Origin of the sequence: Chitinophaga sp. HK235 (assembly GCF_018255755.1) — a bacterium.
Lineage (GTDB): Bacteria > Bacteroidota > Bacteroidia > Chitinophagales > Chitinophagaceae > Chitinophaga.
Genome location: NZ_CP073766.1, coordinates 2,418,305 through 2,443,594, shown reverse-complemented (window position 1 = coordinate 2,443,594; position 25,290 = coordinate 2,418,305). Strand labels below are relative to the sequence as shown.

19 protein-coding genes are annotated in these 25,290 nt (G+C 48.1%); 18 read left to right on the top strand and 1 reads right to left on the bottom strand.

The genetic code is table 11. The annotated features are described in order from the left end of the window. Together KD145_RS08155 and rpiA are read left to right on the top strand one after the other, a co-directional pair. On the top strand, window positions 1-2,304 hold the full coding sequence (locus KD145_RS08155) for an aminotransferase class III-fold pyridoxal phosphate-dependent enzyme (protein WP_212005404.1): 2,304 nt from the start codon (window positions 1-3) through the stop codon (window positions 2,302-2,304). Between the two features lie 17 nt (window positions 2,305-2,321). Beyond that, window positions 2,322-3,002: a ribose-5-phosphate isomerase RpiA gene (gene rpiA / locus KD145_RS08150; protein ID WP_212005403.1), complete on the top strand. Its 681-nt coding sequence runs from the start codon at window positions 2,322-2,324 to the stop codon at window positions 3,000-3,002. On the opposite strand, the gene KD145_RS08145 is transcribed toward rpiA, so the two are convergent. Continuing rightward, window positions 2,966-4,264 (bottom strand): MFS transporter, encoded by a 1,299-nt coding sequence (locus KD145_RS08145; RefSeq protein WP_212005402.1) that lies wholly within the window; start codon window positions 4,262-4,264, stop codon window positions 2,966-2,968. The two genes, rpiA and KD145_RS08145, sit on opposite strands and share 37 nt — an antisense overlap. A gap of 270 nt (window positions 4,265-4,534) precedes the next feature. Here KD145_RS08145 and KD145_RS08140 point away from each other — a divergent pair, with 270 nt between their 5' ends. The 16 genes from KD145_RS08140 (at window position 4,535) to KD145_RS08065 (ending at window position 25,278) form a co-directional block, all read left to right on the top strand. Next, window positions 4,535-4,726 carry a cold-shock protein gene (locus KD145_RS08140; RefSeq protein ID WP_078668260.1) on the top strand — a complete coding sequence of 64 codons (192 nt, stop codon included), beginning with the start codon at window positions 4,535-4,537 and terminating at the stop codon, window positions 4,724-4,726. A 368-nt stretch (window positions 4,727-5,094) separates the two neighbouring features. Then, window positions 5,095-7,329 carry a helix-turn-helix domain-containing protein gene (locus tag KD145_RS08135; protein ID WP_212005401.1) on the top strand — a complete coding sequence of 745 codons (2,235 nt, stop codon included), beginning with the start codon at window positions 5,095-5,097 and terminating at the stop codon, window positions 7,327-7,329. A 14-nt stretch (window positions 7,330-7,343) separates the two neighbouring features. Continuing rightward, window positions 7,344-8,345, top strand: coding sequence for an LLM class flavin-dependent oxidoreductase (locus KD145_RS08130; RefSeq protein WP_212005400.1), 1,002 nt, complete (start codon window positions 7,344-7,346; stop codon window positions 8,343-8,345). Between the two features lie 110 nt (window positions 8,346-8,455). Next, on the top strand, window positions 8,456-9,016 hold the full coding sequence (locus KD145_RS08125; RefSeq protein WP_212005399.1) for a hypothetical protein: 561 nt from the start codon (window positions 8,456-8,458) through the stop codon (window positions 9,014-9,016). A 163-nt stretch (window positions 9,017-9,179) separates the two neighbouring features. Continuing rightward, window positions 9,180-9,935 carry a (Fe-S)-binding protein gene (locus tag KD145_RS08120; protein WP_212005398.1) on the top strand — a complete coding sequence of 252 codons (756 nt, stop codon included), beginning with the start codon at window positions 9,180-9,182 and terminating at the stop codon, window positions 9,933-9,935. Next, window positions 9,916-11,298 (top strand): lactate utilization protein B, encoded by a 1,383-nt coding sequence (locus KD145_RS08115; protein WP_212005397.1) that lies wholly within the window; start codon window positions 9,916-9,918, stop codon window positions 11,296-11,298. Before KD145_RS08120 ends, KD145_RS08115 begins: the two co-directional genes overlap by 20 nt. 23 nt (window positions 11,299-11,321) lie before the next feature. Next, window positions 11,322-11,891 (top strand): LUD domain-containing protein, encoded by a 570-nt coding sequence (locus KD145_RS08110; RefSeq protein ID WP_212005396.1) that lies wholly within the window; start codon window positions 11,322-11,324, stop codon window positions 11,889-11,891. Window positions 11,892-12,575: 684 nt separating this feature from the next. Beyond that, entirely contained in the window at window positions 12,576-14,510 is a 1,935-nt protein-coding gene (locus KD145_RS08105) for a nucleoside-diphosphate sugar epimerase/dehydratase (RefSeq protein WP_249219763.1), read from the top strand. Between the two features lie 83 nt (window positions 14,511-14,593). Then, complete coding sequence (locus KD145_RS08100) at window positions 14,594-15,445, top strand: polysaccharide biosynthesis/export family protein (RefSeq protein ID WP_249219762.1); 852 nt, start codon at window positions 14,594-14,596, stop codon at window positions 15,443-15,445. Window positions 15,446-15,462: 17 nt separating this feature from the next. Beyond that, window positions 15,463-17,859, top strand: coding sequence for a polysaccharide biosynthesis tyrosine autokinase (locus KD145_RS08095; protein ID WP_212005395.1), 2,397 nt, complete (start codon window positions 15,463-15,465; stop codon window positions 17,857-17,859). Between the two features lie 26 nt (window positions 17,860-17,885). After that, complete coding sequence (locus tag KD145_RS08090) at window positions 17,886-19,175, top strand: nucleotide sugar dehydrogenase (protein WP_212005394.1); 1,290 nt, start codon at window positions 17,886-17,888, stop codon at window positions 19,173-19,175. A 19-nt stretch (window positions 19,176-19,194) separates the two neighbouring features. After that, complete coding sequence (locus KD145_RS08085; RefSeq protein WP_212005393.1) at window positions 19,195-20,181, top strand: SDR family oxidoreductase; 987 nt, start codon at window positions 19,195-19,197, stop codon at window positions 20,179-20,181. An 11-nt stretch (window positions 20,182-20,192) separates the two neighbouring features. Continuing rightward, entirely contained in the window at window positions 20,193-21,338 is a 1,146-nt protein-coding gene (locus KD145_RS08080) for a glycosyltransferase (protein WP_212005392.1), read from the top strand. Window positions 21,339-21,382: 44 nt separating this feature from the next. After that, the gene (locus KD145_RS08075) at window positions 21,383-22,693 is read left to right on the top strand and encodes a flippase (RefSeq protein ID WP_212005391.1); all 1,311 of its coding nucleotides are present in this window, start codon (window positions 21,383-21,385) and stop codon (window positions 22,691-22,693) included. Between the two features lie 59 nt (window positions 22,694-22,752). Next, a complete protein-coding gene (locus KD145_RS08070; protein WP_212005390.1) occupies window positions 22,753-23,970 on the top strand; it encodes a hypothetical protein in 1,218 nt (405 codons plus the stop codon). A 60-nt stretch (window positions 23,971-24,030) separates the two neighbouring features. Beyond that, window positions 24,031-25,278 carry a right-handed parallel beta-helix repeat-containing protein gene (locus KD145_RS08065; protein WP_212005389.1) on the top strand — a complete coding sequence of 416 codons (1,248 nt, stop codon included), beginning with the start codon at window positions 24,031-24,033 and terminating at the stop codon, window positions 25,276-25,278. Window positions 25,279-25,290 lie beyond the last annotated feature (12 nt).

Genomic DNA, 25,290 nt, shown 5'->3' with positions numbered 1-25,290 from the left:
ATGTTGTATACTTTTTCAGCAGCCGGAGTGGAAAACCTGCTCAGGGATCATTACGGTCTGACCGTTACTGCCAAAGAACTGGAAGGTTATGAGGAAGCTAATTTTCTGGTAAAGGATGAACAGGGTAATGCCTGGATTTGCAAGATAGCCGGAGATGATCATGCCCCTGCTTTTCTGGATGCTCAGGTGCGTATCCTTGATCATCTCGCTGCCAGTGAGGTGAAGGGATATTTCCCGCAGGTGGTGAAAAATACGAAGAACGAAGCGGTGACCCACCTCATTTTCCCGGAAGAAATACACTATCTCCGCCTCTATACCTGGCTGGAAGGCCAGCCGGTTGTCACGGTAACGGGTACACGTGATATATATACTTCCTGGGGCAGCCTCCTCGGTAAAATGGACAAGGCACTGCAACATTTCTCCCATCCGGCCATGCACCGGGAAATCCGTTGGGACGTGGCCCGTGCACTCGATGCCCGCGACCAGCTGCACTGTATCAAAGATCCGGAGAAAAAACGGCTGGCCGCTTATTTCCTGCTGCAGTTTGAGATGGAAGTGTTGCCGCACCTGCATCGCCTGCGTAAAGCATATACACATAATGACGCCAACGATTATAATATACTGGTACGTGATAACATCGTCAGCGGTCTGATTGATTTTGGAGATATGGTATACACCGTGCTGGCCAATAATGTGGCCATCGCCTGTACTTATGCCATGCTGGAAGCTACAGACCCGATGGAGGCCGCAGTGGCTTTGGTGGCTGCTTATCATCAGGCTTATCCGCTCACGGAAACAGAAACAGACCTGCTGTATTATCTGATAGCCGCACGTTTATGCATCAGCGTTACCACTTCCGCGGAAAAAGCTGCCGCCGGCAGTGACAACGATTTCCATTTTATCACGGAAAACGGTGCCTGGAAACTGTTGACTAAACTGATCACCATCAATCCGCTGGCCATGCAGCAGGCTTTCCGTACCGCCTGTGGTTTTGCGCCGGTGATCGATAACGCTTCAGACTATACGCCGCTGCTGGCAGACCGGAAAGCCCATATCGGCCGCAACCTGAGCATCAGCTACAAACAACCGTTGAAAATTGTGCGTGGCGCACTGCAGTACCTGTACGACGATAAAGGCCGTACATTCATCGATTGTGTGAATAACCCCAGCCACGTAGGTCACTGCCATCCTGTGGTGGTGAAAGCCATACAGCAGCAGGTGGCCCGGCTCAACACCAATACAAGATATCTGCATGATCACCTGGTAGACTATGCCAACCGGCTGATCGCCACACTGCCGCCTTCTCTGGAAGTATGTTATTTTACCAACTCCGGTAGTGAGGCCAACGATCTGGCCATCCGCATGAGCCGCCACTATACACAGCAAAAGGATGTCATCGTACTGGACCATGCTTATCACGGTACCTCTACAGTAGCCATGGAGCTGAGTCCGTATAAGTTTGACGGCAAAGGTGGTTTCGGAAAACCATCCCATACACATAAAGCACTCAACCCCGATATGTTCCGCGGTCCTTATCGTGCAGACGATCCGCAGGCTGGAGAAAAATATGCTGCCGATGTAGACCGTATCATCGCTGATCTGAAAGGAGAAGGGAAAGGCCCTGCCGCCTATATCTGCGAAACATTGCTGGGCGTAGGCGGACAGATACCGCTGCCTCCCGGATACCTGAAAGCCGTATATACGTCAGTGAAAGCTGCCGGCGGTGTGTGCATCGCAGATGAGGTACAGGTAGGCTTTGGCCGTGTAGGCGATGCCTTCTGGGGATTTGAGCTGCAGGAAGTAACTCCTGATATTGTCGTGCTGGGTAAACCGATCGGTAACGGTCATCCCCTGGCGGCAGTAGTGACTACCCGCGCCATTGCAGATGCCTTTAACAACGGAATGGAATATTTCAATACGTTTGGAGGCAACCCGGTTTCTATGGCCACAGGCCTGGCAGTGCTGCAGGTGATTCAGGAAGAAGGCCTGCAGGAACATGCAAGGGTCACCGGCAACTACTTTATGGAAGGGCTGCGCAAGCTGAAGGGAAAACATGCTATTATCGGCGATGTACGCGGTCATGGCTTCTTTATCGGGGCCGAGCTGGTGCGTGATCGTACTACGCTGGAACCCGCCGTCCCTGAAATTGATGTCATCGTGGAAGCAATGAAACAGCGGGGTTTCCTGCTCAGCACAGACGGTCCTTTACATAACGTGCTCAAGATAAAGCCGCCCATGGTGTTTAACAAGGAGAATACAGACTCCCTGCTGGCCCATCTCGACGAAGTATTGTCTTCCATGTGATTCCTTATATTTGTTGCATGCAACAACAGGACCTGGCAAAAAAGGCCGCTGGAGAAAAAGCGGCCGAATACGTCAAACCGGGAATGACCATTGGTCTGGGTACCGGTAGTACGGCCTACTATGCGATTATGCGTATAGGCAAGCTCGTGAGAGATGGTATGCCGCTCCGTGCGGTGGCCACTTCTGAACAGTCGGAGCAGCTGGCAAAGGAACAAGGCATCCCCATCATCTCTTTCAGTGAAATAGACAAAATAGATCTGGACATTGATGGGGCTGATGAGGTAGATGAACACTTCCGGCTGATCAAAGGCGGTGGTGGCGCATTGCTGCGGGAGAAAATCGTGGCGGCCGCATCATCCCAGATGATCGTGATTACCGACGAGTCCAAGTATGTAAAACACCTGGGCCGTTTTCCGTTGCCGGTAGAGATTATTCCTTTTGCCTGGGAGCTGACCTTTAAAAGGCTTATAGCCCTGGATGCAGCGCCGGTGCTGCGTACCAGAGACGGCCGTACTTTCGTGACAGACAATGGCAACTACATACTGGATTGCCATTATGAAAAAATCAAAGACCCGGCTGGATTGCACCAGCAACTAAATGATATCCCTGGCGTAGTGGAGAACGGATTGTTCCTGCACTACGCCAGTCGGCTTATTATCGGTTATGCAGATGGTTCTGTAAAATCCTTATCAAGGTAGGAGCTGCGTTTGGTGTCTCTCGCTGTAATGTATACCAGCAGAGAAATAAAGATACAGGCTGTTACATACCAGTAAAACCAGGATTCGTGCCCTGTCTTTTTAAAATAGAGGGCAATAGGTTCTGCTGTACCTCCAAAGAGGGCTACGGTGATAGCATAGGGGAAGCCCACGCCCAGCGCCCTTACTTCCGCCGGAAACATCTCCGCTTTTACCACCGCATTAATGGAGGTATAACCACTTACAATGACGAGCGCTGCCAGGATGAGCCAGAAGGCAGTCCATTCGGAGCTGGTCTGGCTAATGGTACTCAGAATGGGCACCGTGCACAGGGTGCCCAGCACGCCAAACCCTATCAGCAGGGGTTTTCTGCCATATATATCTGAAAGCCAGCCGAATAAAGGTTGCAGTATTGCATATATCAGCATCACATAAAAAGTGATGGTGGTGGCTCTTTCTATGGTGAGATGTACGGTATTGACCAGAAATTTCTGCATATAGGTAGTATAGGTATAGAAGGCGAGGGTGCCACCCATCGTAAGACCTACTACCGTAAAGGCTGCGCGGGGATATTGCTGGAAAAGGGCTTTTACCGATCCTTTGTTGGTTGATGTTTTATGTTTTTCGAAAGAACCGGATTCCTGCATATGAGTGCGGAGATACAGCGCGAAGAAAGCGAGCAGGGCGCCAATGACGAAGGGAATACGCCATCCCCATTCCTGCAATTGGGGAGGGGAGAGGAATACCCGCTGCAGCAGCATCTGTACGCCGAGGGCTGTCAGCTGGCCACCAATCAGGGTTACATACTGAAAACTGGAGTAAAACCCGCGGCGGCTGGCAGTGGCTACTTCGCTGAGGTAGGTGGCTGATGTGCCATATTCTCCGCCTACGCTGAGGCCTTGTAAGAGCCTGGCTACCAGCAGTAAAGCGGGCGCGGCTACCCCAATGCTGTTGTAGGAGGGCGTAAAAGCGATGAGCATGGAGCCCATGGACATCAGTAAAACAGATAATGTCATGGAGGCTTTACGGCCTTTCTGGTCGGCGATCCGGCCAAACATCCACCCACCGATAGGCCGCATCAGGAACCCTACTGCAAAGATGGCGGCCGTATTCAGTAACTGTGCGGTGTAATTTCCCTTCGGAAAAAATACCGGAGCAAAATACAGCGAAAATGTAGTGTAGATGTACCAATCGTACCATTCTACCAGATTGCCGGCTGAACCGGTCAGGATGGCCCTTATGCGCCAGGCGTCAGTATTTTTCATATAGGAGCCAAAAATATATAAATTTATGGGGCTTTTATCCGGTCAGTTTTGTGTTAAGAAATCCTGAAAAGTGATGCATGCAGCGAAAAAAGTTTGGCCAGTACAGGACAAACTGTTATCTTCGTCCCGCTTCTTAAGAATATTGTATTTCAATTCTGTTAGTGATCTCCGGGTACATTCAGCTTTTTTCTTACATTTTTTCTTCTAGTCGCCCAGGTAGCCGCCTGTTTAATAATGGCGAAAACGAGTTCACAATTAAATATTATATAAATGCAAACAGGTGTAGTTAAATTTTTTAATGAAGCTAAAGGTTTTGGATTCATTAAAATCGAAGGTACAGGACAGGAAATTTTTGTTCACGTATCTGGAATTAAAGAAAGCATCGGCGAAAACGACCGCGTAGTATTCGACGTGGAAGAAGGTAGAAAAGGCCCGAATGCTGTTAATGTAAGACTGGCATAACTTTTTTTGATATTAGTTTTGTTGGACTGCCCTGGCTTTGTGCCGGGGCAGTTTTTTTATTCCCAGGGCTGAAGCCCTGGGCTAAATTTGTTTGAGGAAGAAGACGAGGCTTTATGAATAATCAGGCTTTTATTTCTCCATTATAAAAAACATCCCTCTCAATTCCTAAACCCTCGTCTTCTTCCTCAAACAACTTCACCCAGGGCTTCAGCCCTGGGTGCAAAACCCTCATCTTCCTCCCCAAACAAACTTAGCCCAGGGCTTCAGTCCCGGGGGCAAAACCCTCATCTTCCTCCTCAAACAAACTTAGCCCAGGGCTTCAGCCCTGGGAAAATAGATTATATTTGCAGTTTCAATTTTAAAATATCATGCCCCAACCTGATAGTACAAATATCATCTTCCACCTGGCGGCAGATTTCATTAACCAGACGAACCGCCATGTCTTCCTGACCGGTAAAGCCGGTACGGGCAAGACTACGTTCCTCAAACATATCAAAGAACAAACGAAGAAGAATACGGTGGTGGTGGCGCCTACCGGTGTTGCAGCGATCAATGCCGGCGGGGTAACCATGCACTCCTTTTTTCAGTTGCCGTTTGGCCCGTTTGTTCCGGGTAGCAAACGTGGCTTCGGTATGGATGAGATCAGCAGCACAGACAAACACAGTTTATTCCGCAACATCCGTTTTACCAACGATAAAAAAGTCCTCTTGCAGGAACTGGAACTACTCATCATCGATGAGGTGAGTATGGTGAGATGTGATATGCTGGACGCTATAGACACTATCCTGCGACATTTCAGGAACAAACCGTTGCAGCCTTTTGGTGGCGTACAGGTATTGTTTATCGGTGACTTGTATCAGTTGCCGCCGGTAGTGCCGGATGCAGAATGGCAGCTGTTGTCGGAGTATTACAAAAGTTCTTTTTTCTTCGATGCCAAGGTAATCGAACAGGCTCCCCCGCTGTATATCGAGTTGAAAAAGATATACCGGCAAAACGAACAGCTCTTCATTGATGTGCTGAACCGTGTTCGTAACAGTGAGATCGAGGAGGAAGATCTGATGATGCTGAACGACCGCTATGATCCTTATTTTAAGGGAGAAGAGGGGGAATACATCGTATTGTCTACGCACAATCGCAAGGCAGACGATATCAACTCCCGGCGGCTGGCAGATATGCCTGGCAAACTGTATCGCTTTGAAGGTAAGATAGAAGGTGATTTCAGCGACAAGGCCCTGCCTACGGAACTGGTGCTGCAGCTCAAGATAGGAGCGCAGGTGATGTTCCTGAAAAACGACCTGGCACAGCCCCGTCGTTACTACAACGGTAAAATAGCCACCGTAAAGGATATCAGTGATACTGAGATTACGCTCGTGTTGTCCGGCAATCACGAAGAGCTGAAACTGGAAAAGGAAACCTGGCGCAATATCCGCTATTCCTATAACCAGGAAGACAACAGTATTGAAGAAGAAGAGATCGGCAGTTTCACACAGTTCCCGATACGGCTGGCCTGGGCGATCACCATCCACAAAAGCCAGGGGCTTACGTTTGAAAGGGCTATCATCGACGCCGGCTATGCATTCGCTCCCGGACAGGTGTATGTGGCGCTGAGCCGCTGTACTTCGCTCGAAGGGCTGGTATTGCATTCCCGTATTACCTACGGTAGTATCAAAACAGACCGGCAGGTGATTGAATTCGCGGAGAAGGAAGTAGCAGCAAACGAACTGGTGGTACTGCTGGAAATGGAAAGGAAGAAGTTCCAGGCTACTTCACTACTGCAGCTGTTCGACTGGTACAGGATGCAGGCCAATGTAAGAAGCCATGCGGTATGGATTCAGGACAAAAAAGTACCCGATATCGATGAGGCGCTTCAGTTAAGCCGCCGGCTGTCTGCTAAAACAGACCAGCAGCAGGAGGTAGCCAACCGCTTTGTGGTACAGCTGCATCTGTTGCTCGATACTACAGTGCAAACCGGAGAAACGGACCAGCTGGAAGAGCGGGTGACCAAAGCGATCGGTTACTTCACGCAAAGCATATACGAAGAGCTGATCAAGCCTTTGCAGGAACATATTGCGCTGGTGAAAAAGCAGAAGTCAAAGAAGTACCTGCTGCAGCTGATGTCGCTGGAAGCCGACTTCTGGCACAAACTTCAGCAGATATGGGAAGTATCTTATGCAGAGCTGAATTTTACCAAAGGGCTGAAGGATTATTTGAAACTCAGGGAAGGGGAAACCGCTGCTGATGGAAAGAAGGAAGCGGTGAAGCCTGCAGCAAAAGGTAAGGTGGAACGCGGTAGCAGCCGTCGTGGTACGCTGGAATTATATCTGGGTGGAAAAACGATCCCGGATATTGCAGTGACGCGGCAACTGGCTGTCAGCACTGTGGAAAGCCATCTGGCGCAATGTGTAGAGGCCGGTGAGCTGGACCTGTACCGCTTCGTGTCGGAGTCAACGGTCAAACTGATTGTATCTCACATCCGGGAACTGGGCGCCACCGCCGCAGGCCCTATCAAAGAACGGGTAGGCCCTGCCGTTACTTTCGCTGAAATCAGGGCTGTGCAATGGTATCTTAAAAAACAACAGGAAGAGCAGATTATGAAAGATTAAAAAAACAACGAAAGATGAAACTAAGCGTATTGGATCAATCACCTATCAGAAATGGCAGCAATGCCATGGAAGCATTGCAGGAAAGTGTGCAGTTGGCCAAACTGGCAGACAAGCTGGGATATACTCGCTATTGGTTATCAGAACATCATAATACAAAAAGCCTGGCAGGCGCGTCGCCGGAAATACTGATTGCCAGGCTGGCCAGTGAAACATCGCGCATACGAATTGGCTCCGGTGGGGTGATGCTGCCCAATCACAGCACCCTCAAGGTGGCCGAAAATTTCCGGCTGCTGGAAGCATTATTCCCCGGCCGCATAGACCTGGGCATCGGCCGCGCTCCCGGTGGTGACAGGCTTACAGCGCGTATCCTCAATCCGTCCAACACCTTTGATCCCAAAGAATTTGTACAGCAGCTGGTAGACCTGCAGGCATGGCTGACAGACAAGGCGGTGCCCGGGAGTATGCAGGAAAAGATAAGAGCGATTCCTTCCATCCCTACCTCACCGGACCTGTGGATACTTACCTCCAGCGGTGAAAGTGGTATGCTGGCGGCCCATTTCGGGATGGCATTATCTTTTGCCCACTTTATCTACCCTATTGGCGGGCCGGAGGCGGTCAGCAATTACCGCAGTCAGTTCCGCCCTTCTCCTCATTTACAGGCCCCGCAGGCCAGTGTAGGCATCTTCGTTTTCTGCGCTGATACAGAAGAAAAAGCAGCAGAAATGGAAGCGGTAATGGACCATCGTATGCTGAGCTTTGAAAAAGGCCAGTATGATGTGTTTCCAACTTATGAGGAGATAAAGGGCATTGAATATACTCCTGAAGAACTGTTGCGGATAAGAGCTAACAGTGGCCGCAGGATCGCCGGTACACCACAACAGGTGAAGGCGCGCCTCGAACAGCTGGCGGCAGCTTATGATGTGGATGAACTGGTGATCGCTACTATCACCAGCGACCATGCCGATAGGCTCCGTTCCTACGAGCTGCTGGCAGAGGTTTTCCATCTTACAAAATAAAATATAAAATATTTTAATATATTTGTGACGGCTATAGACCCATAGCCGTCATTTTTTTAGTAGTTCACGGACAGTGATATCAGCTACTTTAGAATAAAACCAGCAATCCTATGAAAAAACTGATCCTTGGCGCAGTGGTGCTCGCCTCCATACTGACCGCCTGTTCCAAAAAAGATAAGAACAATGATGACAACGCGCCGCAACCGGTGGTTGCAGGAAAGGATTCCCTGACAGTATATAAAGATCTGGAGTTTGATAATTCCGGTGCCAGTCAGACGCTGGGGGTGGCCTTCTCTACCAAGGAAGGGAAAATGTACAACCGCACCAATCTTCCTAAGGATGGTAAATCCATTGATCTGGTATATGCAGGTGTAGATCCTGCGGGCCTGTTCTTCAGCAGTCCTGATGCAAAGCAGCTGTCGTTTGACAATGCGACTACCACGCTGGTGATGAATTTACCATCTGTAGAAGTGTATGATCCGGCCAAATTTGACACCCTGTCGCATGGTTCAGCACTTAATAACCTGGCTGTAAAACAGGATGGTCAGGTGTTCCCGATGACCTATAAAGGGGTGGTACTCTTCCGGAATGCCGCCGGCAAAAATGGGGTTATGAAGATAACCTACATCGATGCGCAACGGGTGCAGGCGACCATCAAGGTACAACCATAAAGCAAATACATAAAGTATAGGACAGGCCGGGGATTCCATCCCGGCCTTTTTATTTATTACCAGTGAAAAATAAGTTAGTAACCGGTAAAAAAGAGGGAGGAATACTCCCGTGGCAGCCGCTAAATTTGCAGATCAGGAAATGACCATTAAAATCACTGCGACTGTGAAAGTAGGATTATTTATACCGTGTTATATTGATCAGTTTTATCCACAGGTAGGCATCGCCACCCTGGAGCTATTGCAGAAACTGGGTTGTGAGGTGGAATACCCGCAGGGGCAGACCTGTTGTGGTCAGCCCATGGCTAATTCGGGATATGAGCATCTGACACATCAATGTAATAGTCTGTTTGTCCGCAATTTTGCGGCCTACGATTACATCGTGGCTCCTTCCGGCAGCTGTGTGCTGCATATAAAGGAACATCTGCACGATCCGGCCAGCGAAACAGCTGCTGCCAACATACGGTCCCGCATATATGAACTGACCGAATTTCTGACGGATATATTAAAAGTGAACGCGCTGCCGGCACGTTTTCCCTGTAAGGTAGGGCTGCACCAGAGCTGTCACGGACAGCGGGGGCTAGGCCTTGCACAGATGAGTGAACTGGTGGCGGCCCCTTTCTCCAAACCGGAACAGCTGCTGCGTATGGTGGCCGGCCTGGAGCTGGTGGAACTGGGCAGAAAAGACGAGTGCTGCGGCTTCGGCGGAACTTTCTGTGTAACAGAAGAAGCAGTCTCCGTAAAAATGGGAAAAGATCGTGTAGCCGATCACGTTAAAAGTGGTGCTACCGTTATCACCGGTACAGACGTGAGCTGTCTCATGCACCTGGAAGGTATCCTCCGCCGTCAGCATCAGCCGGTGAAAGTGATGCATATTGCTGAAATCCTCAATCAAACAGCCGATGAACAGGCCAACAACTGATCACGCTACACTGGCGGACAAGTTTAATGAAGACGAGCCAAGAGTAAACTGGCATGATGAAACATTGTGGTGGGTAAGAGCCAAGCGTGACCGCCAGGCCTGGAGTATCCCTGAATGGGAGCTGCTCCGGGAAACAGCCTCACAGATTAAATTAAACGTGCTGGGTAACCTGCACGACTATCTGATACAGTTCGAACAACAGGCATTACAGAATGGTGCTATCGTCCACTGGGCGGCAGATGCGGCGGAGCATAACCGCATCGTGACAAGCATCCTTCAAAAACATGGTGTAAAACGAATGGTGAAGAGCAAGTCCATGCTCACCGAAGAGTGTCACCTCAATCCGCATCTCATGGCCAATGGTATCGAAGTAATAGATACCGACCTGGGAGAGAGGATTGTACAGCTGGCGGAAGAACCACCCAGTCATATTGTATTGCCTTGTATCCATAAAAAGAAAGAGGAGATAGGGGAGCTGTTTCATGAACACCTGGGCACACCTGCCGGCAATGCTGATCCGCAGTTTCTCACAGCAGCGGCCCGCCAGCATCTGCGTAAGGAGTTTCTTCAATCAAAGGCCGCTATTACCGGTGTTAATTTTGCTGTGGCCGAAACCGGAGAAATGGTGGTATGCACCAACGAAGGTAATGCCGATATGGGTGCTCATCTGGCCGATGTGCACATTGCCTGTATGGGTATCGAAAAGATCATCCCGCAGCGTAAGCACCTGGGCGTGTTTCTGCGGCTGCTGGCACGCAGTGCCACAGGTCAGCCGATCACCACTTATTCCAGCCATTTCAGAAAACCGGCCCCCGGCCAGGAGCTGCACATCGTTCTGGTGGATAATGGACGCTCCCGGCAATTAGGACGCGAGGATTTCCGTAACTCATTAAAGTGTATCCGTTGTGGTGCCTGTATGAATACCTGCCCGGTATACCGGCGTAGTGGCGGTCATAGTTACCACACGGCGGTAGCAGGCCCTATTGGGGCTATCCTGGCACCTAACCTCAATATGAAGGATTATGCGGACCTGCCTTTTGCTTCTACCTTATGTGGCTCCTGCTCCAATGTATGCCCTGTAAAAATTGATATTCATCAGCAGTTGTATAAATGGCGGCAGGTGTTGGTACAGGAAGGACATACTACCGGTATGAAATCAGCAGGTATGAAGATTATGAGCGCAGTGCTGTCCCAACCAGGCAACTACAAAAAAGCCGGTAAAATGGGTCGCTGGGTAATGCGTGCCTTCCCGGGTATGGTCAACAATCGTTTGAACCCCTGGTATAAACAACGGGAGCTGCCCGCACCGCCGGCACAATCATTCTCCGAATGGTATGCACAAAACAAGAAAAACAAAAAATAACCATTAGCAAATAAGATATTGATATGAGCAGCAGGGAACAGATACTCAGAGCCGTAAGAGAAAATCAACCAGGATCTTCCGCATTGCCATCTTTGGATGGGCTGTCAGGCTCTATGCCGGCAACGCTGGATGCTTATCGCAAAGTGTTGGAAGGACTGGGTGGCAGTTTGTTTGAGATCAGTGATACTGCTGAGATTCCCGCCTTGCTGGCCCAGCATTACCCCCATCTCAGCAGGGTAATATCAGCTGCTGCTGATTCACGGGAATGGATAAACGAAGATCCGCATCTGCTGGAAGATGTGGACATGGCCATCGTGCCCGGGCAATGGGGCGTGGCTGAAAACGGAGCCATCTGGCTAACGGAACAGGATATACATATAAGAGTGTTACCTTTTATCTGTCAGCACCTCGCTATTATATTACCACGGCAACGGATATTGGCAACCATGCACGAGGCCTATGAAAAAATTGGTGCCCCCCAATCCGGCTTCGGTGTATTCATTGCCGGCCCCTCTAAAACCGCTGACATAGAGCAATCCCTCGTATTAGGCGCCCACGGCGCAAAGAGCCTCGTCGTGTTTGTTGTAGGTTAATTTCATTTTCTCTTTAGGGATTATTCAAAAAATCATTTACTTTTATGAATAAATTGATGGTTTACAAACACAAATGCATTGTTTTGTGAAAGTTTGGTATGGTGTTTGTTCCCTCCGCCGTCACTAAGCAACTTTAGAAAAAGAACTTATTTTAACCATATAGCGAACTTAGTTAACCAGGAAAAATCTAAAGACCATGTATCATTTATTCAGCGTGTTAGCGCAGGAAAACCTAACGAACGGAAATGACTGTCATCTGAACAATAAATCATTTGAGAAGGTATTGAGATTGTCTTATCTGTATAGCAACTATTGTTGCTGATGTAGTTTTTTTTCTGTTATCTGTAATGTTAGCTGTCCGAATTTTTAAACCTGTATGCGAACAGGCCCCCGGATACATATTACAGTCCAGGTAAGGTTTTTATACCTGCCTTTATAATCCTGTCGTTTGAGTCGATTGGATCGCAATGTGTGCAGTATTAAAAAAATTTTGCTGTTTACTTTTTCATAATGAGTAGAAATCAAAATTTAATATTTACTTTGCAAAAGTTGAAAACCGATAAATGCGAACCAAACCTTAGCTGATCTGACAGGAGAGTAGAGCGCTTCTATGAAAACCTATACTGCGCGACTCTGCCCGATTGGACGAGCAATATTTTTTAACCGTATCTATTATTGAAACCTATGGTGTATAGATCATCATGGATTACCCCGTCATGGCTTATCCTGCTGCTGGACCTCGGGTGTTCCGTCCTCGCCATTAATCTTGCCTTTCTGCTCAGGCTGAACTTTGATATGGAGGCCCTCACTCCCTATCCGCTGGAAAAGATCTCCCTTATTGTATTAGGCATTCATCTGGTATTGTCGCTGCTGTTGCGTACATACCGCGGCATCGTCAGACATACCAGCCTGGCTGATATTGGCAACATCGCCTGCCTCAATATCATCAGCTGTTGTATCTATCTGTCTATTGGATACAGCCATGTGCTCGACCCCGAAGTGAATTATTTCCCCCTCTCCGTTGTATTGATCAATTTCTTTATCACTTCCTTTCTCCTCTTGTCATACCGGCTGTTGGTGAAGTGGATATTTAAATACTATAAAAACTTCCGCTCTGTCAATAAAGTAAGGGCTGCTATCTATCATACCAGCCTTACCAGCCTGATGTTACGTAAAGCCATCAACGAAAATCCGGAAACGGATATACGAATAGTTGCATTCCTGGCTGATACCAACGCACATGCAGGAAAATCCATAGAAGGTACGCCTGTATACGTTTCCCGCAAAGGACAGCTGTTTAAAATGGTCAAACAAGGGAAAGTATCCCTGCTGCTCATCCCCGATGAACATCTCGACCCACTGCACCTGAATGAACTGGTGGAAGAATGTATAGCACTGAATATTAAAGTACAGAAAATCATCCCTGTCAATCAATGGATCGATGGTACACAAAACAGTATACAGTTGAAAGATATCAATATTGAGGACCTGCTGGAAAGATCTGTGATCGATATTAAAAATGAACAGCTGAACCATGAACTCAAACATAAGAGTATCCTGGTAACCGGTGCTGCCGGCTCTATTGGCAGCGAAATAGTAAGACAGGTGATCCGCTACGAACCTGCGGTAATCATCCTCTGTGATAAGGCCGAAACACCTTTACATGAACTGGAACTCGAGATGGCAGAGACAGGGACCAATGTTCCAATCATACCCTTCATTGGTAATGTATGTGACAGAAGCCGCATGCAGCAGCTGTTTGAAGTATATGCTCCTGCTGTCGTGTACCACGCGGCCGCATATAAACACGTGCCCATGATGGAAAAAAATCCTTCCATCGCCGTGATGAACAATGTGCTGGGAACCAAGATCATGGCGGAATTAGCGGCAGAATTTGGCGTGGAGAAATTTGTGATGGTGTCTACAGACAAAGCCGTCAATCCTACCAACGTGATGGGCGCCTCCAAACGCATCGCCGAAATCTTCACACAATCCTTTAGTAATAAAATCAACGAGCACTTTAAAAAAACAGGACCGGTATTTGGTTTGCCTCCCACCCGGTTTATCACTACCCGCTTTGGGAATGTGCTGGGCTCCAACGGCTCCGTAATACCCCGCTTCAAGAAACAACTGGAAAGCGGCGGACCACTTACGGTAACGCACCCGGAAATCACCCGCTATTTCATGACCATCCCTGAAGCCTGCCAGCTGGTACTCGAAGCCGGCGCTATGGGACAAGGTGGCGAGATATTTGTTTTCGATATGGGCAAACCCATGAAAGTGGCCGATCTGGCAAAGAAAATGATCCGTATGGCCGGTAAAGAGCCAGGAAGGGATATCCAGATCGTATACTCAGGATTAAGGCCCGGAGAGAAGTTATACGAAGAACTGTTGAACAATGCAGAAAATACTTTACCTACCTATCACGAAAAAATTATGATCGCAAAAGTACGTAGCTATTCTTTTGCAGAGGTAGATGAAAAAGTTACACAACTGATCGCATCTGCCCAACAACATTACCTGACGCCAACGGTAGCACTAATGAAAAAGCTGGTGCCGGAATTTATTAGTAAAAATTCGGCCTACGAAGAATTGGATAAGGACAAAATAAAAATGTAATCATTGCGCAGTGAAGGTTACACCGCCAGTGCACTCCGTTGCCTGGACCGGCCCTTTATTGCCTGAAAAAAACGAGAGTCAATATGAAGTTTTTCACCCGGGAACAAGGAGCAATGCTCTGTTTTATGAAGAAACGTGGATGGGCAGACTGGTTGATGGCAGGCATTGTCAGCATTTGCCTGTTCTCCTGTGCAACGCCAAAGAACATCTCTTATTTTAAAGATGTGCCAGACTCACTGCCCAACAAGGAAGTGGCTGAGGCGATGTATAAAACACCTGTCATCCAGGTAGATGATATCCTGCAGGTCAGCATCCAGACACTGGACCCCGCAGCCACCGTACTGCTCAACCAGCAGAACACCGCCAGCTGGCCGGTAACCGGCACACCTGGTACTGGTGCTACTGTCAACAGCAGCGGCGTTAGCGGATACCTGGTTGACAAAGAAGGATATATCACCCTTCCACTGATCGGTAAAATGCTGGTGAAAGACAAATCCACCAGCCAGGTCCGGGATGAAATAAAAGCCAAAGCCGCCGAGTTCTACAAAGACCCGGTGGTAAACGTAAGACTGGCCAACTTCAGAGTGACCGTACTGGGAGAAGTGGCAAGGCCATCTACCTACGTGATGCCCAATGAAAAAGTGACCCTGCTCGATGCAATAGGCATGGCCGGAGACCTTACCATCTACGGTAAAAGAGAGAATGTCCTGCTCATCAGGGAAAAGGATAACAAGAAAGAGTTTGTAAGATTCAACCTGAATAATACCAATCTGTTTACTTCTCCCTATTACTATCTGCAACAGGGAGATGTGGTATATGTTGAACCGAATAAGTCAAAGATCGCATCCACAGATGGTGCAAGACTCAGAAACATCACCATCGTTTCATCTGCCCTGTCTGTATTGATTGTATTATTGACACGAATAAAATTCTAATATCTTAACACATTTGCATGCAGCACGAGAACATTTATTCTAAAGGACAACATTCTGCCAATGGTCACAGTAGACCACAGGAGTCAAATGAGCGTGTACTGGACCTGCGCAGCATCCTGGACAAGGTATTGTCCAACTGGTACTGGTTTGTGTTATGCGGCATTTTAACCATCGCATTGGCATGGGTATACCTCCGGTATGCTACGCCCAACTATCTCATCAATGCGAAAATACTGGTACAGGATCAGCAGAAAGGAGGTAATATCCCCGGTGAAGAACTCTTTCAACAGCTGGAACTGTTCTCCAATAAAAGCAACGTCGACAATGAAGTGGAAATACTGAAGTCCCGTTCCCTCGCGGAAAAGGTAGTGAATAGCCTCGAACTGAATGTCCGCTACTTCACCGAAGGAAGGGTGAAGAAGACCGAAGTGTTTAATAAACGGCCTTTTTCCATGCACTGGCTGTCGCTCAAAGATACACTCACAGCGGTGAGTTATACCTTGAGGCCCCAAGGCCGCGATAGTTTTGCCCTCCACCGGGAAGACCTCAGTCTCCGCGGTGCCTGGGGTGACACAATTCGTTTACCCGAAGGCGTTATGACGCTCACAAGACACCATACGGTTGATAGCCTCGAAGCAGAATACGATGTGAACGTAGTGTCTATAGACAATGCAGTGGCCGATCTGATGACACAGCTCAACGTAAGTATTCCCAATAAGCAGGTGAGTACCATCGATCTGGCGCTGACAACCACCATCCCGGGAAAAGGGGAGGAGATCCTCAACACACTGATAGATGCTTACCGTCACGCCAGTGTGGAAGATAAAAACCGGATCGCCGACAGTACCATCGATTTTATTGACAAACGACTGCGGATTGTCAGCACTGAACTACTGGGCGTAGAAAGAAACATCCAGCAGTTTAAACAAGACAACCAGCTGGCCGATCTCACCGAACAATCCAAACTACTGGTGTCCGGCACCGGCGACAACCTGAAACAGCTGACAGACGCACAGGTAAAACTGAATGTGATCAGTTCCATGGAAGAATATATCCGCGACGAAAAAAACAACAAAAGAGTAGTCCCTTCTTCCATGATCGTTCAGGACCCTACCTTCGTAGGCCTGGTAGAGAAATACAACACCCTGCAGCTCGAAAGGGAAAGGCAGCTGCTGGCCAGCACACCTTCCAACCCGGTAGTGGTAAACCTCGATCGCCAGCTGTCCGGCATCCGCGGCGACCTGGCGAGCAACATACAATCTTTCAGGAAAGGAGTGGAGCTGAGTATCGAAGAACTGCAACGCAACAGCAACTCCCTCTCCCAGCGTATCCGCAAGGTACCTGCTGCAGAAAGGGTGTTCCTCGACTTCTCCCGCCAGCAGGCCATCAAACAGGACCTGTACGTGTTCCTGCTGAAGAAGCGGGAAGAATCGGCTATCTCCAAAACATCCAACCTGGCCATTGCCAGGATCATCGATCCGGCTAAAAGCGACGCGTTACCGTTCAAGCCTAAACGGATAATGGTATACCTGCTGGCACTGATAGCAGGCGCCGGTATCCCGGCCTTATGGATCTATCTGCGTGGCTTGCTCAATACCCGTATCCAGAGCAGGGAAGATATCAAAGCACTGACACCGGTGCCGGTACTGGCCGAAATAGGCCACTGCACTGATAAGCAGTCACTGGTAGTGAGCAAAGACGGCGGTACCCATGTGGCCGAACAGTTCCGCGCTCTCCGGACCAACCTGCAATTTATCTTGTCGGGCAAACAGGATAAAGTCGTACTGCTCACTTCCAGCATGAGTGGTGAAGGCAAATCGTTTGTAGCCGTGAACCTGGCTGCTGTACTGGCCTACTCCGGTAAAAAGGTGGTGCTCCTGGAAATGGACCTCCGCAAACCGAAGATCTCAGAAGGGCTGGGATTAAGCAACCACACCGGTTTTAGCAGTTATTCCATCGGAAGGGCCAGCATCAACGAGATCTTACAACCCTCGGGCATACACGAAAACCTGAAGGTCATTTCTTCAGGGCCCATACCGCCCAATCCGGCAGAACTGATGCTGCTGGAGTCTACCGAACACCTCTTCACAGAGCTGCGCCGCTATTTCGACTATATCATCATCGACACCGCCCCCGTAGGACTGGTGACAGATGCCCAGCTGCTGGGCCGTTTTGCAGACGCTACGTTGTACCTGGTAAGGCAGGGTTATACGTTCCGTCAGCAGCTGGAAGTGTCAAAAGACTTATATTTATACGGTAAAATGCCCAAAATCAATCTAATCATAAATGATGTAAAAGCCTCAAGGTCATCGGGTTACGGTGGTTATGGCTACGGCTATGGTTATGGTTACGGGCATGAAAACACACAAAAAAAGAAAGGTATCAAAAAATTAAAATCACTTATCAATAACTAAAAATCATTTTAAGACAAAATAATACTATGGCTGTGGATACCAAAATAGCAATTATAGGCTTGGGATATGTAGGCTTGCCGCTGGCAGTGGAGTTTGCCAGAAAGTTCAGAACTGTAGGTTTCGATATTAACCAGGCGCGCATCGACGCGCTCAGAAGTGGCCACGACCATACGCTGGAAGTAGCCGATGATGACCTGAAAGGCGTACTGGCAAAAGACGCACAGGCAGCTACCGGCTTATACTGTACCAACAACATTGAAGAACTCAGGGATTGTAATTACTATATCGTTACGGTACCTACGCCGGTGGACAAACACAACAGGCCCGACCTCACACCACTGTACAAAGCCAGTGAAACAGTAGGCAAGGTGCTCAGCAAAGGAGATATTGTGATTTATGAATCAACGGTATACCCCGGTGTAACGGAAGATGAATGTGTGCCTGTACTGGAAAAGGTTTCCGGTCTGAAGTTCAATAAAGACTTCTTCGCTGGCTACTCTCCTGAAAGGATCAACCCGGGCGATAAGGAACATACGGTAGCCAAAATACTGAAAGTGACTTCCGGCTCCACACCGGAAGTGGCTGAAAAAGTGGACCAGCTCTACAGAGCCGTCATCACCGCCGGTACGCACAAAGCTGCCAGCATCAAGGTAGCTGAAGCAGCCAAGGTGATTGAAAACGCACAACGTGATATCAACATCGCTTTTGTCAACGAACTGGCTAAGATATTCAACCGCCTGGGAATCGATACAGATGAAGTATTGCAGGCCGCCGGCACTAAATGGAACTTCCTGAAATTCCGCCCCGGACTGGTTGGCGGACACTGTATCGGTGTAGATCCTTACTACCTGTCACAAAAAGCACAGGAAGCCGGCTACCATCCGGAGATTATCCTCGCCGGACGCCGCCTCAACGATGGTATGGGCGAATTTGTAGCCCATGAAGTGGTGAAGCTGATGGTGAAGAAAGAGATCAACGTTAAAAATGCAAACATACTGGTACTGGGTATCACCTTTAAGGAAAACTGCCCCGATGTACGCAACACCAAAGTGGTAGATATCCTCAACACCCTGAAGGATTATGAGACCAACATTACCATATACGATCCATGGGCTAATCCGGAAGAAGTACATCACGAATACGGATGGCGCTCTGTACAGTCTCTCGACGGGGATTGCAACTATGACGCAGTAGTCCTGGCGGTGGCCCATCATCAGTTTAAAGACCTGACCTTCGATAAAATATGTAAGCAAACAAGGGTTATTTATGATGTTAAAGGCATGCTGCCAAAAGAAGCAGTAGACGCCAGATTATAATAACTCCCTAAAAAATTGTATGTACGAAGTACCTTATCATAAGGAAGAACTGTCTCAATACAGTTTCCTCGTCACTGGGGGAGCCGGTTTCATCGGCTCCAACCTGGTGGAATACCTGATGAAATACAAAGCGAAGAAAGTAAGGGTGCTGGATAATTTTGCTACCGGCATCCGGGAAAATATCGCCCCGTTCCTTACTGATCCTGCATTTGAACTGATAGAAGGAGATATCCGTAACCTGGATGACTGCCGCAGGGCTGTTGAAGGAATGGATTATGTCTCCCATCAGGCCGCGCTGGGATCAGTACCACGCTCCATCAACGACCCGATCACCACCAATGAAGTCAACATCAGTGGTTTTCTTAACATGCTGGTAGCAGCAAGGGATGCAGGGGTAAAACGTTTCGTATATGCGGCCAGTTCCAGCACCTATGGCGACCATCCCGGTCTGCCTAAGGTAGAGGAGCTGATAGGTAATCCTTTGTCGCCTTACGCCGTTACCAAATATGTAAATGAGCTGTATGCAAACGTATTCTCGAGAGTATACGACTTTCATGCAGTAGGGCTGCGGTATTTCAACGTGTTCGGTCCCCGCCAGAATCCACGCGGACCTTACGCTGCCGTGATTCCCTTGTTCATGGAAGCGGCTATCCGTAACGAAGCACCGGTAATTAACGGTGACGGGGAAACGAGCAGGGACTTCACTTTTGTGGAGAACGCCGTACAAGCTAATGTGAAAGCCTTGCTGGCAGACAATATCCGGCAAAGTGAAATCGTCAACATTGCCGCTGGTGAACGCACCACCCTCAACCAGTTATGGCAACATATCTGTACTATCGGTGGTATCGATATAAAACCCGGCTATCAGCCAGAACGCAAAGGCGACGTGAAACACAGCCTGGCCAATATCAGCAAGGCCGGCCAGCTGATCGGATATCAGCCTGCTTTCACCGTGCTGCAGGGGCTGCACATAGCAATGGACTGGTACCGTAACAATACAGTGTAAATAACCAGGCTATGAGAGTATTGACCATCGTAAGTAAACTGGATATGGGAGGCATCGAAAAAACATTGCTTTCATGCCTGCCCTATCTGAATAACGCTGCCATCCGGCTCACCGTTTGCTGTTATGCAAAAGGTGGGCTGCTGGAACAGCAGTATAAAGAAACCGGTGCAGAAATCATTTATTTTAAAAGAAGCAGGATACCCTTCAACGATGCCGTACAACTCTACAAAATCCTGAAAAAAGGAAAGTATGATGTAGTACACAGCAGGTTTGGTTTTACTTCGGGAGCTTTTGCACTGGCCTGCAAATGGTTGTCTATACCATTTATCGTGTCAGTACACAGCGAACGTTATTTCGCCAAACCTAAAAGGGAAAATTCGTTTATACTGTCTGCCGCCACCAGGGCCTGGCTGGCATTGCACAAACAACTAACGTTGCGTTATGCCACCAGAATCATCGGGCATTCCAAAACAAACCTGCAGTACTATACGGCCAACAGGCCCGCCTCCGATAAGTTTCAGCTGATATACAACGGCATCGATTTTTCGAAACTGGCAGGCAACTCGCCGGAACTGGGCGATGAAGTGGCACAGTTTGTGGCAGACAGCAACTGCACCTTCCTGCATATCGGCAGTTTCAGGGAACCTAAAAACCATCTTTATCTGATCGATTGTTTTAAATCCCTGAACCCGATAAAGGAAAAGTATAAACTGATACTCGTCGGCAACGGCTCCCTGTTTGAACAGGTGAAACGAAAGGTGGCCCTGGAAGGACTCGAAAGCTGTGTATTCTTCGCCGGCGTAGATCAGAATATCACTAAATATCTGCTGATAGCTGATCTGTTTTTCTTCCCTTCTATTTACGAAGGATTGGGAAATGTACTGATAGAAGCACAATACATGAAAGTGCCGGTATGTGCTTCGGGCCTGCAGCCACATCATGAAGCCACGCACGAATATTATCATCAGTATTTCTTTGACCCGTATGATGTAGCAGATGGTAGCAATAAACTGAAAGACATTATTCGCCATATTCGTACCAACAGCATAGGAGAAGAGGTAACAGCGCAGGCGCAGCAATTTGTAATGGAAAATTTTACCATCGAACGGATGGCAGGAAACCTGGCAACAGTGTATAAGACAGTAGGCCGTCAATAACCATATCGCCTGTTGTAACTAACCATATAATTCTTTATTGAAAAGTGCCTAAGAATTCTTTTATCAAAGACCTTGCTAGTGTATTCACCAGCAGAGTGGCTTCCCTTGTACTGGGATTGGGTACCTCTATCGTTACGGCGAGGTATCTTGGTCCTGAAGGCAATGGGATAAGCGCCGCACTACTGGTATATCCGAGCCTTTTTATGGCTATCGGTGCACTGGGTGTACAACAGTCCACCACCTACTTCGTCGGACAGGAAAAATATGATATCAAGGAGGTATATGGTGCCGTACTGGCCACCTGGATCTTCACCAGCCTTATCGGTATCATCAGCAGTTTCCTGCTGATCAAGTACTTTACTAAAGGCGACTATCCTAATATCCTTATTTTCTGGGCGCTGGCAGCGATTCCTTTTTCGCTGTATACTACCTACAGCTCCGGTATCTTTCTCGGACAACAGAATGTGAAAGCTTTTAACCGGATCAACTGGGTACCGGCTATTATCAATCTGGTATTTACTTTTTTGCTCACCGGTATTTTCCACTTCGGCGTGGCAGGCTCTATGGCGGCCACTTTTCTGGGTGTATTCTTTCTGTCATTTTTGGTGGTGATGAATATCCGGAAGATTATTCCGGTAAGGCCCCGCTTTAATGGAAAAATCATCAAAGGGCTGCTGAGCCTGGGCGTGATCTATGCGGGCACTACGCTGATCGCCAGCCTCAATTACAAGGTAGATGTGGTGCTGCTGGAAAAATGGTCCAATGCCTATGAGCTGGGGATCTATTCCAAAGGCGCAGTGCTGGTGGAGATGTTGTGGCAGATACCTGCTATTCTGAGCACCATCATTTTCTCGCGCAGTGCTGGTGCAAAAGATCCGGGAGAGTTTTCCCTTAAAGTATGCCGCCTGCTGCGTTTTGCGCTCATTCTCATTCTCGTGATTGCAGTAGCTTTTTATTGTCTGTCCGATTTTGTGATTGGCCTGATGTATGGCCCCGCTTTTGCAGAAAGCTCCAAAGTGCTGAAAATACTCATGCCGGGCGTATTGTTGATGATCATCTACAAAGTGTTGTATATGGACATCGCCGGTAAAGGAAAGCCCTGGATGTCGATGGAAGCAATGATTCCGGCGGTAATTGCCAACGTGGTGCTCAACTACTGGTGGATACCCAAATATGGCGCGAGCGGCTCTGCTATGGCTTCTACGGTAAGTTATTCCATCGCGGCGCTGGTATTTCTGGTATTGTATTCCGTACATACACGTATTCCTGTAAAACAAATATTTACATATACCAGGGAAGACAAAGCGTTTGCAATGGCTATTGTAGCAAAATTCAGGAAGAAAATTTCCAAATAACAAAATATCCAAATAACAAAATATCTAAATTTTTGCCGGTGAAAGCGTTGGACATAAATATGAAAACATACAAGCCCGTTGCCTGGTCATTGGCGCTGGTACTGTTGATTTCCTGCTCTCCGTTCTTTAGCATGGGCGGTAATGCAGCCTATCTGATATTGGGTTCAACCGGCATCTATTTTATGTTGTTTGCCAATTGCCTGGCACATCGTCAGGCCCGTTTGACCAACCAGAATCTGAATTGTTTTATCATATCGTTTATTTTGTTGTTGTACCTGTTCTTTCCCATACGGCAGTACGATAGGATTGTCGTGGCTGCCGTATGGTTACTGGTATTCCTCACCGTTATCATGCTGGATACGGTCGTGTTGCTGATGGCCGCCAGGTATTTTGCAGACATCATCTTTGTCATTGCTTTGCTGGCATTGCTGGTAATTGTGGTGAAGCTCATCGGAATAGACCTGCCATATTATCCTTATGAAACAGGTGCTACAGGCTCCAAATCGCTGTTTTATATCTATCCCGGCACTGCTGTGTTGCAGGGACAGGAATATCAGGTATTTGGCCGTTCCCTGTTCCGTGTAAGCGGTATTTTTTCAGAGCCGGGACACTTCGGAATGATCTCTGCTATTGTATTGTTCATGAACCCGGAGGTGCTGAACAAAAAGAAGCGGATCGTGATTATCTGTGCTGCGCTGCTGACGCTTTCGATGGGTTTTTATGTACTGTTTGCCGGCTTGTGTATGTATCGCTTCCGTTTTTCGCATAAACAGGTAGTAGGTGTGATAGTATTGGTGGTAGTAGGTTTTATCGTAGTGTCAGTTATGCCAACCGATTTCCTGGACCGCTTTTTCCTGAACAAGGTAAGTACCAATCAGGATGTGCTGGATGCCAGAACGAGCGCGGAGTTCTCCCGCTTCTATGACCACTATACCCGTTATCGGATCAATTTTTTCGGTGGTGGCAGAACCATCACGGAGAATTTTGAAGTGACATCTTCCGATTATCGTTCTTTTTTGCTGAAATATGGACTGGCAGGGATTGTATTGTATGTCGTATGGTTTTTTGTGATGACCTACGGGAGAAAACAGCGGTGTGTACTGTTATCATTTTTCTTCTTCGCTGTAGTATTTGTGCATCGATCCTGGCTGGTTGATTACCTTATATTTTTGTTTGCTGTATACTTTATTCCGATATCCTATGAATTAGCAATATTGCCCAAAAACAGGCAGCGCACGGAGCCGCAGGACAATGACCTGCACTGGTATCCGGGCTGATGCCGGGTATATATAAACAGATTGAGAAAAACCGATTGTTAACAGTTAAATGTTAAAGAGATGACCATGTCCAGATCTGGCGCCCTCTTATGCGGCCTCGCCATGTATGCCATGTCCTGTATGGCACAGGGTGGCGACATCGATTACAACGGGAAGAAGTTTGTCTTCAGTACTGTGCCCGCACAATACAGCCCCACACCATCCGCCACCATGACTGCAATAGTCAATGCAGGCATACGCGCAGCCGTAGACCTCACTACACTGTTGCCGCCAGGATACAAAAGAGACGGTACCGTGGATTATACCGACTACCTGCAAAACGGCCTCGATAAAAACAGGGATGTGGTATTCCCTGATTTTCCGGTGCTGATCAGCAGTAAAGGGCTTACCGTCAGCAGCAATGCCAACCTGTATTTTAAGCCCGGTTCCAAACTGATCATGCAGCCCAACAATCTGGAAAAATTCGAGATACTACGCCTGCATGGTGTCAATAATGTCAAGATCTACAATGCCCGCCTGATCGGCGATCGCAACGATCATCAGGGCACTGCCGGCGAACATGGCATGGGCATCGCTATTCGTTCAGCCAAAGACGTTAGTATCTATAATCCGCGTATCTCCAACTGCTGGGGCGATGGTATCTACATAGGCTGGCGTACCCGTGATGTGGTGAATGATCATTATATCCCCAGTGAAAACATCAATATCTACAACGGTCTGCTGGATTACAACCGCAGAAACGGTATCTCCATCGTCTGCGGCCGTAATATCAATATCCGCCATACCACTATTGCCAATACTTATGGCACCTTACCCATGAGTGGTATTGATATAGAACCCAATGAACCCAAAGATATCATCAATAACATCACCATCGACAGCGTGACCACCTACAACAATGCAAGGGATGGCATACTGATCGTACTCACCAGACTGCCCAGCGCCAGCAGCAGCGTGAATACAAATATTGTGATCAGGGATCATCTGGATGATAAGTCCTACAGCGGTTTCCGCCTCGGCTCCGGCTTCCGTAATACTGACCGTGAGATGACCGGACAGATCTCCGTGATTAATCCGGTTTGGAAAAATAATGAAAAGCCTTTCCGCTACCGTAGCAACTATCAGATGCTGCCGGTAACTGAACTGAAAAATATCCGTGTGATAGAGCCGTCGGCAGGTGTTAATACCGCTAAAAGCGCGGTACAGACTTTTAGCTCACAGGTACAAAGCGCAGCTGGTCAGGATGCAGTGAAGAAAATCAAAGCGGGTTTGAGCAGGGAAAGTAAAATAAGAATAGAAGATAAATAAATAATCAAGGAG

Bases quoted from the DNA above. Each gene is read 5' to 3' on its own strand.
- KD145_RS08155 (WP_212005404.1), top strand. From the start codon at position 1: ATGTTGTATACTTTTTCAGCAGCCGGAGTGGAAAACCTGCTCAGGGAT.
- rpiA (WP_212005403.1), top strand. From the start codon at position 2,322: ATGCAACAACAGGACCTGGCAAAAAAGGCCGCTGGAGAAAAAGCGGCC.
- KD145_RS08145 (WP_212005402.1), bottom strand. From the start codon at position 4,264: ATGAAAAATACTGACGCCTGGCGCATAAGGGCCATCCTGACCGGTTCA.
- KD145_RS08140 (WP_078668260.1), top strand. From the start codon at position 4,535: ATGCAAACAGGTGTAGTTAAATTTTTTAATGAAGCTAAAGGTTTTGGA.
- KD145_RS08135 (WP_212005401.1), top strand. From the start codon at position 5,095: ATGCCCCAACCTGATAGTACAAATATCATCTTCCACCTGGCGGCAGAT.
- KD145_RS08130 (WP_212005400.1), top strand. From the start codon at position 7,344: ATGAAACTAAGCGTATTGGATCAATCACCTATCAGAAATGGCAGCAAT.
- KD145_RS08125 (WP_212005399.1), top strand. From the start codon at position 8,456: ATGAAAAAACTGATCCTTGGCGCAGTGGTGCTCGCCTCCATACTGACC.
- KD145_RS08115 (WP_212005397.1), top strand. From the start codon at position 9,916: ATGAACAGGCCAACAACTGATCACGCTACACTGGCGGACAAGTTTAAT.
- KD145_RS08110 (WP_212005396.1), top strand. From the start codon at position 11,322: ATGAGCAGCAGGGAACAGATACTCAGAGCCGTAAGAGAAAATCAACCA.
- KD145_RS08105 (WP_249219763.1), top strand. From the start codon at position 12,576: ATGGTGTATAGATCATCATGGATTACCCCGTCATGGCTTATCCTGCTG.
- KD145_RS08100 (WP_249219762.1), top strand. From the start codon at position 14,594: ATGAAGTTTTTCACCCGGGAACAAGGAGCAATGCTCTGTTTTATGAAG.
- KD145_RS08095 (WP_212005395.1), top strand. From the start codon at position 15,463: ATGCAGCACGAGAACATTTATTCTAAAGGACAACATTCTGCCAATGGT.
- KD145_RS08090 (WP_212005394.1), top strand. From the start codon at position 17,886: ATGGCTGTGGATACCAAAATAGCAATTATAGGCTTGGGATATGTAGGC.
- KD145_RS08085 (WP_212005393.1), top strand. From the start codon at position 19,195: ATGTACGAAGTACCTTATCATAAGGAAGAACTGTCTCAATACAGTTTC.
- KD145_RS08080 (WP_212005392.1), top strand. From the start codon at position 20,193: ATGAGAGTATTGACCATCGTAAGTAAACTGGATATGGGAGGCATCGAA.
- KD145_RS08070 (WP_212005390.1), top strand. From the start codon at position 22,753: ATGAAAACATACAAGCCCGTTGCCTGGTCATTGGCGCTGGTACTGTTG.
- KD145_RS08065 (WP_212005389.1), top strand. From the start codon at position 24,031: ATGACCATGTCCAGATCTGGCGCCCTCTTATGCGGCCTCGCCATGTAT.